The organism is Kitasatospora sp. NPDC059803 (genome assembly GCF_042732255.1).
In the GTDB taxonomy this organism is placed as follows: Bacteria; Actinomycetota; Actinomycetes; order Streptomycetales; family Streptomycetaceae; genus Kitasatospora.
In genome coordinates, this window is record NZ_JBHWIJ010000586.1 from 1 (window position 1) to 1327 (window position 1327).

General features: G+C 70.8%; 1 protein-coding gene. It reads right to left on the bottom strand.

From position 1 onward, the window contains the following. Positions 1-64 precede the first annotated feature (64 nt). Positions 65-1201, bottom strand: a complete 1137-nt coding sequence (locus ACFV6I_RS39680) for an IS30 family transposase (protein ID WP_380431168.1) — start codon at positions 1199-1201, stop codon at positions 65-67. Positions 1202-1327: the final 126 nt, after the last annotated feature.

Sequence of the window (1327 nt, forward strand, 5' to 3'; positions counted from 1 at the left end):
TGGGGCAGCAGGGGCCCCTGCCGAGTGGGCGGTTACTTGGTATCGGCGCAACAGGTGGTTGTTTTTAACTGGCCGCGAGTAGTTTAGGCGGGCGCTCGGCTGGGGTTTCCCAGCCGAGCGTTTTGCGTGGGCGGCCGTTGAGTTCGGCGGCGACCTCTGCGAGGTGTTGCGGGCCGTGGGTGGTCAGGTCGGTGCCCTTGGGGAAGTACTGCCGCAGGAGCCCGTTGGTGTTCTCGTTGGAGCCGCGCTGCCAGGGGCTGGCGGGGTCGCAGAAGTAGACCGGGACGCCGGTGGCGACGGTGAACGAGCCGTGGGAGGCCATCTCCGCGCCCTGGTCCCAGGTCAGCGACCGGACCAGGTGGCCGGGCAGGGACTGCACGGTGTCCACCAGGGCGTCGCGAACGTGCTCGGCGGCGCGGCCGTGGGGCAGGTGCAGGAGCATCACGTAGCGAGTGGCGCGCTCGACCAGGGTCCCGATGGCGGAGGCGCCGTCCTTTCCGATGATCAGGTCGCCCTCCCAGTGGCCGGGCACTGCCCGGTCTTCGGCCTCGGCCGGGCGTTCGCTGATCATGACCATCGGGGTGGCGAACCTGGGCCTGCGTGCGGCGGCCTGGCGGTGGGGGACGCGGCGCGCGCGGCCGGTGCGCAGGGCGCCGGCCAGCTCGCGGCGGAGCTCCCCGCGGCCTTGGACGTAGAGGGCCTGGTAGACAGTCTCGTGGACCACGTGCATCTCCGGCCGCTCGGGAAAGGTGTCCCGCAGAGCCTGGCAGATCTGCTCCGGACTCCACTTCCTGTCCAGACGGTCCTGGATGAAGTCCCGCAGCTCGGGGTTGCGGCCGATCCTGCCAGGCTTGGGGCGGGGCTTTCGGGCATCGGCGCGGGCCTGTGCGGCGTGCGGGCGATAGGCCCCGCTGTCCGGGTGCCGGTTGCGGCGGATCTCCCGGCTGACCGTGGACGGGCTGCGGCCCAGCTCGGCGGCGATCGCGCGGACGGTGGCCTTCTCCCGCAGCCGGTCGGCGATGTGGAGCCGGTCGGCCTCGCTCAGGAAGCGGGACGGAGCGGAAGGCGGCACCACCGCGTTGGCCGGTGGTGCCGCCTTGTTCCTGCCCGACAGGTTGCGGCCGTTGCGCCACCGCTTGCCCGTCCGGTGGTTGATCCCCACACGCCGACACGCTTCGGCGCTACTCAGGCCCTGGTCCATGAGCCGGAAGTATTCCTCCCGCTCACGGACCAGAGGCCTCGTGGTGTGGTTCGCCCGGACCCTGCGGATCTCGAAGTCCATCGCACCCCTTGAACTGGGGTGTTGCAACGACTCCTAGAACCCAAG